The organism is Acinetobacter sp. NIOH-H-8 (genome assembly GCF_046635365.1).
Classification (GTDB): Bacteria; Pseudomonadota; Gammaproteobacteria; order Pseudomonadales; family Moraxellaceae; genus Acinetobacter.
This window is the reverse complement of the sequence record NZ_JBHDVN010000037.1, coordinates 17515-27045: the sequence shown is the minus strand read 5'-3', so window position 1 is coordinate 27045 and position 9531 is coordinate 17515. Positions and strand designations below refer to the sequence as shown.

The window sequence follows — 9531 nt, the reverse complement described above, 5'->3', positions numbered from 1 at the left end:
TACTTTATGTACAACCATCATTTTAAAGGCGAAGCTATAATCACGTTGTGTGCGTTTAACTCGTTGTTCTTGTGCATGTTCCATAAAATAAGTCTCTTAAGGTGTAAACTTATTTCAGGACGGGACAGTAGCAATTATAAAAAAGCCCTCAATAATGAGGGCTTTTTTATCAGCTTAATAAATTAAGCTAAACCTTTTTCTTTCAATACTTGTAGCATGGTGGAACCCAGCTCTGCAGGACTACGTGTATACGCCATTCCCGCGCGTTCAAAGGCTGCAAACTTCTCTTCAGCAGTTCCTTTACCGCCAGAAATGATGGCACCTGCGTGACCCATACGCTTACCTTTCGGTGCTGTTACACCGGCGATATACCCTACCACTGGCTTGGTCACATGCGATTGAATATACTCTGCCGCTTCTTCTTCCGCAGTACCGCCAATTTCACCAATCATGATAATGGCTTCAGTTTGCGGGTCTTCCTGGAACAGTTTCAAGCAATCAATCTGGTTCATGCCTGGAATCGGATCACCACCGATCCCGATACAGGTAGACTGTCCAAGACCTAGTTTAGTGGTTTGTGCAACCGCTTCATAAGTCAAAGTACCTGAACGTGAGATAATGCCGATTTTACCTGGCTGGTGGATATGTCCTGGCATAATCCCGATTTTACACTCACCTGGCGTAATGATACCCGGACAGTTTGGACCGATCAGACGCGTGCCATTACCATTGGTTTCCAGATAACGTTTGGCTTTCAGCATATCCAGGGTTGGTACACCTTCAGTAATCACAACGATCAGCTCAATACCTGAGTCAACTGCTTCTACAATAGAATCAAGCACAAAAGGTGCAGGCACATAAATCACAGAAGCATCAGCTTGGGTTTCTTGCACCGCTTCACGCATGGTATTAAATACTGGCAGATCCAGATGTGATTGACCACCTTTGCCCGGTGTTACTCCACCAACAACTTTAGTGCCGTAGGCAATAGCCTGTTCAGAGTGGAATGTACCGTTCTTGCCTGTAAAGCCTTGGACTAAAACTTTGGTGTCTTTATTAATTAATACGCTCATTGTGATACTCCTTAAGCTTTTACTGCAGCAACAATTTTTTCTGCAGCATCGGCCAAGCCATTTGCAGAAATCAATTTCAAACCAGATTCATCCAGTAACTTGGCACCAAGCTCTGCATTGTTCCCTTCAAGACGAACGACTACAGGTACAGTGACATTTACCTCCTGAACCGCTGCAATAATTGCCTCAGCAATCATGTCACAACGTACAATTCCACCAAAAATATTAATCAAGACACCTTGTACAGAAGAATCTGCCAAGATAATTTTAAATGCTTCGATGACACGCTCTTTGGTTGCACCACCACCTACATCCAGGAAGTTAGCTGGTTGACCACCATAAAGCTTGATAATGTCCATGGTTGCCATCGCAAGACCGGCACCATTGACCATACAACCAATATTACCCTCTAAAGCAACATAGTTCAGGTCAAATTCAGATGCTTTCAGCTCACGCTCATTTTCTTGTGATTTATCACGTAAAGCAGCAACTTCAGGCAGACGGTATAGCGCATTTGAATCAATACCGACTTTGGCATCGACACAGAGAATGTCACCATTTTCACGAACAGAGAGTGGGTTAATTTCAAATAAAGCAAAATCATTTTCGACAAAGGCTTGGTAAGCAGCTGTCATGACTTTAACAAATTGATTGATCTGGCTATCTTTTAACTTAAGTGCAAATGCCACTTCACGCGCCTGAAATGGCAATAATCCTACTAAAGGATCAACTTCGACTTTAATGATTTTTTCAGGATTTTCTTCTGCAACTTTTTCAATTTCAACACCACCTTCAGTGGATGCCATAAAAGTAATACGACGGCTAGAACGGTCTACCACTGCACCTAAATAGAGTTCACGCTCGACCGGATAAACATCTTCAGACACCAAAATACTATTGACTGGTTGACCATTTGCATCGGTTTGATAGGTCACTAAACGTGAACCAATAATCTGATTGGCATATTCAGCTGCTTCTTCAGCCGACTTTACCACTTTTACCCCACCCGCTTTGCCACGACCACCTGCGTGAACCTGCGCTTTTAATACCGCAAACTTCCCACCAAGCTGCTCAAAAGCATGTACTGTTTCCTCAGCATTGGTAGCAAGAATACCTTCTTGTACAGGCATCCCATATTTTTTTAATAACGCTTTTGCTTGATACTCATGTAAATTCATTGATTAACCTTTTACTACTTATTTGACTTTGTTATTACACGTTTTCCCAATATCTCTTGGTTCACATCAATCAATATTGGTATTTTTGGATCTTAGATTTTACTTATCTTTATTTTTAGATGATTATTCATTCAAAAACAACCACCAAATGTAAAAAGAGCGGCCTGAGCCGCTCTTCGAAGAATTACTTACGCTTGCGTTGGATCGCGTGGATCGCACGACCATCGACTGCAAGAGCAGCTTCATGTACCACTTCAGAGAATGTTGGGTGACCGAAAGTCATCAACTGTAGATCTTCAACTGAAGAGACAAACTCAAGTGCGATCATACCTTGGTGAACGATATCAGACGCAGCAGGTCCAATCACGTGCATACCAAGTAGACGATCAGTTTTTGCATCAGCAACAAACTTCACGAAACCGGCACCTTCACCAGCAGCCAAAGCACGACCATTTACAGCAAAACCGAATTGACCAGTTTTCACTTCATGACCTTTTTCTTTGGCTTGCTCTTCTGTTAAACCTACCCAAGCCGCTTCCGGATGAGTGTAGATGACAGAAATGATAGTGTCGTAGTTCACTTGAGCAGCATGACCGTGGATACGTTCAACAGCCATTACGCCTTCTTCCATTGCTTTATGTGCAAGCATTGGACCACGTACCAAGTCACCGATTGCGTATACGCCTTCAACAGAAGTTGCACACCAGTCGTTTACTTCAACCAGACCGCGCTCAGTCAGTTTGATGCCTGAGTCTTCAGCCAATAGGCCTTCAGCATAAGCGCGACGACCTACACAAACGATCAGTTTATCGAAAGTCTGTTCTTTATCTTCACCGCCCTGGCTGTATTTAACAGTCACTTCACGACCGTTAATTTCAGTACCAGAAACTTTTGCACCGATACGGATATCAAGACCTTGTTTAGTCAGCAGTTTTTGGTAGTCTTTTGCTAATGTTTTGTCAGCCATTGGCAAGAATGCGTCCATTGCTTCAAATACAACAACTTCCGCACCTAGACGACGCCATACTGAACCAAGTTCAAGACCGATTACACCAGCACCGATCACACCAAGACGTTTAGGCACTTCTGGGAATTCAAGCGCACCAGTTGAGTCTACGATCAGGTCTTGATCTACAGGAGCAACTGGAATATTGACTGGTACAGAACCAGATGCAAGGATGACATATTTAGGCTCTAAAACCTGAGTTTCGCCTTCATGCGGTACGAACTCAACTTTTTTACCAGCAAGTAATTTACCAGTACCTTGTAACCATTCTATGCCATTACCTTTAAGTAACTGCGCAACACCACCAGTCAATTGTTCAACGACTTTGTCTTTACGCGCAAGCATTTTAGACAAATCGAAAGCAACTTCACCCGTTGTAATACCGTGGTCATCTAAATGCTTAACAGTATCTTCATAACGGTGAGAAGAATCTAGAAGTGCTTTAGAAGGAATACAACCTACGTTTAAGCAAGTACCGCCTAAAGAAGGTTTACCTTTATGAATACGTTTTTCGATACACGCAACTTTAAAACCAAGCTGTGCAGCACGAATTGCAGCTTCGTAGCCACCTGGGCCACCACCGATTACAACTAAATCGAATTGTTGAGACATTATTCTCTCCAAAAATGGGCCTAGAGGATCACCCTAAGCCCATGGATTTATTCTTTAGAATTAAAGATCAAGGATCAGACGAGCTGGTTCTTCTAACAATTCTTTGATTGTTACAAGGAAACCTACAGCTTCTTTACCATCGATTAGACGGTGGTCATAAGAAAGCGCTAGGTACATCATTGGCAAGATTTCAACCTGACCATTCACTGCCATAGGACGTTCCTGGATTTTATGCATACCCAGAATCGCAGTTTGTGGAGTGTTCAAGATTGGAGTTGAAAGCAATGAACCGAAAGTACCACCGTTGGTAATTGTGAAAGTACCACCAGTCATGTCTTCAATCGCAAGTTTACCTTCACGCGCTTTACCAGCGTATGCACGGATACCATTTTCAACTTCAGCATAGTTCATACGGTCTGTATCACGAAGTACAGGAACCACTAGACCACGGTCAGAAGAAACTGCTACACCGATGTCATAGTAACCATGGTAAACAATGTCGTCGCCATCGATAGACGCATTCACTGCTGGATAGCGTTTCAGTGCTTCAGTCGCAGCTTTAACAAAGAATGACATGAAGCCTAGACGTGCACCATGACGTTTTTCAAACGCTTCTTTGTACTGGTTACGCATTTCCATGATTGGTTTCATGTTTACTTCGTTGAACGTCGTCAACATTGCTGTTTCTTGAGTTGCAGCAAGCAGACGTTCAGCAACACGTTTACGCAGACGAGTCATTGGAACGCGTTTTTCAATACGTTCACCAACTGCAACGCTTAACGGTGCAGCAGCAGGTGCTGCAGGTTTAGACTGATGGTTCGCAACATCTTCTTTAGTGATGCGACCGCCACGACCTGTACCAGATACGTCAGCAGCATTGATACCAGATTCAGTCAATGCTTTACGTACTGCTGGAGCTTGGTCTTGAACCTGTTGACGCTCAACGATCGGTGCATTACCTGCTTCAGTTTTTGCAGCAGCTTGCTCTACTGATGCTTCAGTTTCAGATTGAACTGCTTGAGTTTGAGTTGCGCCAGATACAGCACCTTCTTCGAACTGTGCAATCACTTCAGCAGAAAGCACTGTATCGCCTTCATTTTTAACGATTGATGCAATTGTACCGTCTGCAGGAGCAACAACTTCTAAAACAACTTTATCAGTTTCAATATCACAGATCACTTCATCACGTGATACTGCTTCACCTGGTTGTTTGTGCCAAGTTGCGATCGTACCGTCCGCAACTGACTCTGGAAATACCGGTGCTTTAATTTCGGTTGCCATTATTTAGAATCTCCTGGATTATTCAGCATCGATCGCTAGAGCGTCGTTAACGAGCTGAGCTTGTTGTTTTGCATGCAAGTATGGTGAACCACACGCCGGTGCAGCTGAAGCTTCACGGCCTGCGTAACTAATACGGATTTGTTTGCCCGCTTTCATCACATCGTCATATAAACGAGGCGCGATGAACAACCAAGCACCTTGGTTTTTCGGTTCTTCTTGTGCCCAAACCAGTTCTTTCACGTTTGGATACTGAGCAAGAACTTCTGCAAGACGTGCTTCTGGGTAAGGATACAATTGTTCAATACGTACAATTGCAGTGTTGTTCAATTCTTTTTCACGACGTTTTTCAACCAGATCGTAGTAAACCTTACCACCACACAACACCAGACGGGTTACGTCTGCTTTGTTGATATTATCTACTTCATCGATCACAGTCTGGAATGTACCGTTTGCCAGTTCTTCCAGGTTAGACACCGCTAATTTGTGACGAAGCAATGATTTAGGTGACATGATGATCATTGGTTTACGGATCGGGCGGATTGCCTGACGACGTAACGCGTGGAAAATCTGTGCAGGTGTAGTTGGAGTCATCACTTGCATGTTGTCTTCAGCACATAGTTGCAAGAAACGTTCCAGACGTGCAGATGAGTGCTCAGGACCTTGGCCTTCGAAACCGTGTGGCAGAAGCATAGTCAGACCACATACACGTTCCCATTTGGTTTCACCAGATGAGATGAACTGGTCGATTACCACCTGTGCACAGTTTGCGAAGTCACCGAACTGAGCTTCCCAGATGATCAAGCTCTTAGGAAGAGTCGTTGCATAACCGTATTCAAATGCCAGTACTGCCATTTCAGACAATAAAGAGTCATAGATCGCAACACGCGGTTGGTTCTCTTTGATATGGCAAAGTGGGATATAAGTTGAGCCATCTACCTGGTTATGCAGTTTTGCATGACGGTGTGAGAATGTACCACGACCCACGTCTTCACCAGTTAAACGAACCAGATAACCATCATCTAGCAGTGATGCATAAGCTAGAGTTTCAGCAGCACCCCAGTTCAGCGGCATTTCACCAGTTTGCATTTTCAGACGGTCGTCAATCACTTTAGAGACCTGACGCTGCATCACGAAGCCTTCTGGAAGCTCACGCATTTTGCGGCCAAGCTCTTTAAGACGTTCTAGATCGCAAGTAGTATCCCACTGGTCTGTGTATTCATGACCCAGGTAGGGTGTCCAGTCTACGAACATTTTTTTGTTCGGCTCTAGAACCAGAGCATTGGCAACATGTTTACCTGCTTCAAGATCAGAACGGTATTGTTCAACCATTTGATCTGCAGTTGCACGATCAAGTACACCCTCTTGAACCAATTTGTCAGCATAAAGCGTACGAGTGGTCGCTTTTTTGTTGATCACCTGGTACATCATTGGCTGAGTTGCAGCTGGTTCATCCGCTTCGTTATGACCACGACGACGGTAACAGAACATGTCGATCACGACGTCTTTACGGAAAGTATGACGGAAATCGTGGGCAAGCTGAGCAACAAACAACACAGCTTCAGGATCGTCACCATTTACATGGAAGATCGGTGCCTGGATCATTTTCGCGATGTCAGTACAGTATTCTGTAGAACGTGCATCACGTGGATCAGATGTGGTGAAACCAACCTGGTTGTTCACTACGATATGAACTGTACCACCTACTGTGTAACCACGAGTCTGTGACATCTGGAAGGTTTCTTGGTTTACGCCCTGACCTGCAAATGCAGCATCACCGTGAACAATCACTGGTAACACGTCATCACCGCCAATGTCTTTACGACGTACTTGACGTGCACGTACAGAACCTTCAACTACAGGTCCAACGATTTCAAGGTGAGATGGGTTAAACGCCAATGCCAAGTGAACTTCACCACCTGGAGTCATCACGTTAGAAGAGAAACCTTGGTGATACTTAACGTCACCAGAACCTTTCTTGTGCAGTGATTTGCCTTCGAACTCACCAAACAGGTCAGCCGGGTTTTTACCCATGATGTTAACCAGAAGGTTCAGACGACCACGGTGTGGCATACCGATTACGACTTCTTTACAGCCTACAGAACCGGCACGCTGGATCAATTCATTCACCATAGGAATGAAAGATTCACCGCCTTCAACACCAAAACGTTTTGCACCTACGAATTTATTACCGAGGTATTTTTCCAAACCTTCAGCCGCAGTTAAACGTTCAAGAACATGTTTTTTCTGATCAGCACTCAGACCATATTGACCACTTGCGCTTTCAAGACGTTGCTGGATCCAACGTTTTTCTTTGGTATCCACGATGTGCATGTATTCAGCACCGATAGAGCTACAGTAAGTCGCTTCCATCGCTTGGACCATTTCGCCCAAAGTCGCTGCTTCCTTACCAATCGCAAGGTTACCGGTATTAAATATAGTGTCTAGATCAGACTGAGTTAAACCGTGCGCAGAAAGATCAAGATCTGGCACAACTTCACGTTTAGCCAAACCTAATGGATCCAATTTTGCTTTTTGGTGGCCACGGTTACGGTACGCAGCAATCAGCTGTAAAACGCCAATTTGACGACGTTCATGCTCTGAACTTACTGTCGATTGGATAACAGGCTGAATACGGCTTGAATTGCGACCTAAAAGTAGGAATTGCTCACGTACATTGCTGTGTGGTTGATCACCTTTTGGGAATTTATCGAAGTACGCTCTCCAGTCAGCACCCACTGAGTCTGGAGCAGTGAGGTACTGCTCATAAAGTTCTTCAATATACGCTGCACTATCAGCGGAAAGTTCAGTGTCAAGACGCAGAGCGTCAGCAACTTCTTGCATTTGTGGACCCATTTCCTATTGCAAAAACATTTTCAGGATGCTTTTTAAGCAAAACCCAGGATTAGTAATGTCAAATTGATAATTCAACATTAGTCCCCCATAAGGCATAAGCCATGAGGCGTTATCACCACACCAAGAAAATTCTTGATATGTTTAATGAACAATAACGCCCCTCAGCGGCATCATCACTCATTGAATACCCGATCGTGACCGAGCAATTTTTTGCAAATCGACTTAGAAAAACAAAGATTTAAACTATATTTTTTCTAAAGCGACTTTGACTTACATTTATATACCAGTCTCTACTTTTTCCGTGTTTAAAAAATGTACATCGACCCACACATTTTTTAAATATAGTCTTGTGCTAAATGCTATCACGATCTCGACTAATCAATTGATTTTTTTGACGAGGAACGAATGTTTTTTAGTCAAATACTTCCGTCAGAAATTACTCTAACATAGGGAGCTTTAAATGAAAAACACATTCAGCGTAGACTAAAGTCCTACATGTTTTTGATAAACAAAAAGAGAGTAAATCTTCCAATCCACTCCCTTTGCAACTTTGCGTTATATAATAACATTATTGAAAACCTTTTTCAGTCCAGAATTACATCTAAAAATCATAAATACCTCAAACAACATCATAATAGTGCATAAATCCAACCAGAATGCTCTGCAATGATTCATCACCCGATTTGATCATATGAGATACAGCACCAATAACAGCAGTTTTCACTACCACTGTTCATTTATGGAGCCCTATAAAGCAAAAAGCACACCAAGTGGTGTGCTTTTTGAAAAACTGTTGATTGCAGTCTAAATTAGCCAGCCATATCTAAAAGCATGTTACGGATGTGACCGATTGCTTTAGTAGGGTTCAAGCCTTTAGGACATACAGATACACAGTTCATGATACCTTTACAACGGAACAGAGAGAACGGATCGTCAAGACGAGCCAGACGTTCTTGAGTACCTGTATCACGCGAATCGATGATGAAACGGTATGCATTCAATAATGCTGAAGGACCCAAGAACTTGTCTGGGTTCCACCAGAATGATGGGCATGAAGTTGAACAACATGCACAAAGAATACATTCATACAGACCATTCAAGTGTTCACGTTCTTCAGGAGACTGCAGACGCTCTTTAGGAGGTGCAGGCTGGTTGTTGATCAAGAACGGATGAATCTTGTTGTACTGGTCGTAGAACTGGTTCATGTCAACTACAAGGTCTTTGATTACTGGAAGACCAGGTAGTGGACGAATCGTGATTTCATTTGGTAAATCGTTCAGGTTCCAAAGACACGCCAAACCGTTTTTACCATTAATGTTCACACCATCAGAACCACAGATCCCTTCACGGCATGAACGACGGAATGTCAAAGATTCGTCCTGTACTTTTAATGCAAGAAGCGCATCAAGCAACATACGGTGCTTATCAGTCAGTTCAAGCTTAAAAGTTTGCATATACGGTGCTTTATCCTTATCAGGATCGTAGCGGTAGATATGAAATGTACGAGTACCTCTACTCATCTTTAATC

Annotated in this window: 6 protein-coding genes; all 6 read right to left on the bottom strand. The window is 43.3% G+C overall.

What is annotated here, in order from left to right:
- Window positions 1-182 precede the first annotated feature (182 nt).
- On the bottom strand, window positions 183-1073 hold the full coding sequence (gene sucD / locus ACEWB7_RS12775; RefSeq protein ID WP_005234623.1) for a succinate--CoA ligase subunit alpha: 891 nt from the start codon (window positions 1071-1073) through the stop codon (window positions 183-185).
- Window positions 1074-1084: 11 nt separating this feature from the next.
- Window positions 1085-2251, bottom strand: coding sequence for an ADP-forming succinate--CoA ligase subunit beta (sucC, locus tag ACEWB7_RS12770; RefSeq protein ID WP_004782971.1), 1167 nt, complete (start codon window positions 2249-2251; stop codon window positions 1085-1087).
- A gap of 184 nt (window positions 2252-2435) precedes the next feature.
- Window positions 2436-3869: a dihydrolipoyl dehydrogenase gene (lpdA, locus tag ACEWB7_RS12765; protein ID WP_034705235.1), complete on the bottom strand. Its 1434-nt coding sequence runs from the start codon at window positions 3867-3869 to the stop codon at window positions 2436-2438.
- Window positions 3870-3929: 60 nt separating this feature from the next.
- The gene (gene odhB / locus ACEWB7_RS12760; RefSeq protein ID WP_005234619.1) at window positions 3930-5150 is read right to left on the bottom strand and encodes a 2-oxoglutarate dehydrogenase complex dihydrolipoyllysine-residue succinyltransferase; all 1221 of its coding nucleotides are present in this window, start codon (window positions 5148-5150) and stop codon (window positions 3930-3932) included.
- Between the two features lie 18 nt (window positions 5151-5168).
- On the bottom strand, window positions 5169-7991 hold the full coding sequence (locus ACEWB7_RS12755; protein ID WP_034705240.1) for a 2-oxoglutarate dehydrogenase E1 component: 2823 nt from the start codon (window positions 7989-7991) through the stop codon (window positions 5169-5171).
- 821 nt (window positions 7992-8812) lie between these two features.
- Window positions 8813-9523 (bottom strand): succinate dehydrogenase iron-sulfur subunit, encoded by a 711-nt coding sequence (locus ACEWB7_RS12750; protein ID WP_004782977.1) that lies wholly within the window; start codon window positions 9521-9523, stop codon window positions 8813-8815.
- Window positions 9524-9531: the final 8 nt, after the last annotated feature.

Bases quoted from the DNA above. Each gene is read 5' to 3' on its own strand.
- sucD (WP_005234623.1), bottom strand. From the start codon at position 1,073: ATGAGCGTATTAATTAATAAAGACACCAAAGTTTTAGTCCAAGGCTTT.
- sucC (WP_004782971.1), bottom strand. From the start codon at position 2,251: ATGAATTTACATGAGTATCAAGCAAAAGCGTTATTAAAAAAATATGGG.
- lpdA (WP_034705235.1), bottom strand. From the start codon at position 3,869: ATGTCTCAACAATTCGATTTAGTTGTAATCGGTGGTGGCCCAGGTGGC.
- odhB (WP_005234619.1), bottom strand. From the start codon at position 5,150: ATGGCAACCGAAATTAAAGCACCGGTATTTCCAGAGTCAGTTGCGGAC.
- ACEWB7_RS12755 (WP_034705240.1), bottom strand. From the start codon at position 7,991: ATGCAAGAAGTTGCTGACGCTCTGCGTCTTGACACTGAACTTTCCGCT.
- ACEWB7_RS12750 (WP_004782977.1), bottom strand. From the start codon at position 9,523: ATGAGTAGAGGTACTCGTACATTTCATATCTACCGCTACGATCCTGAT.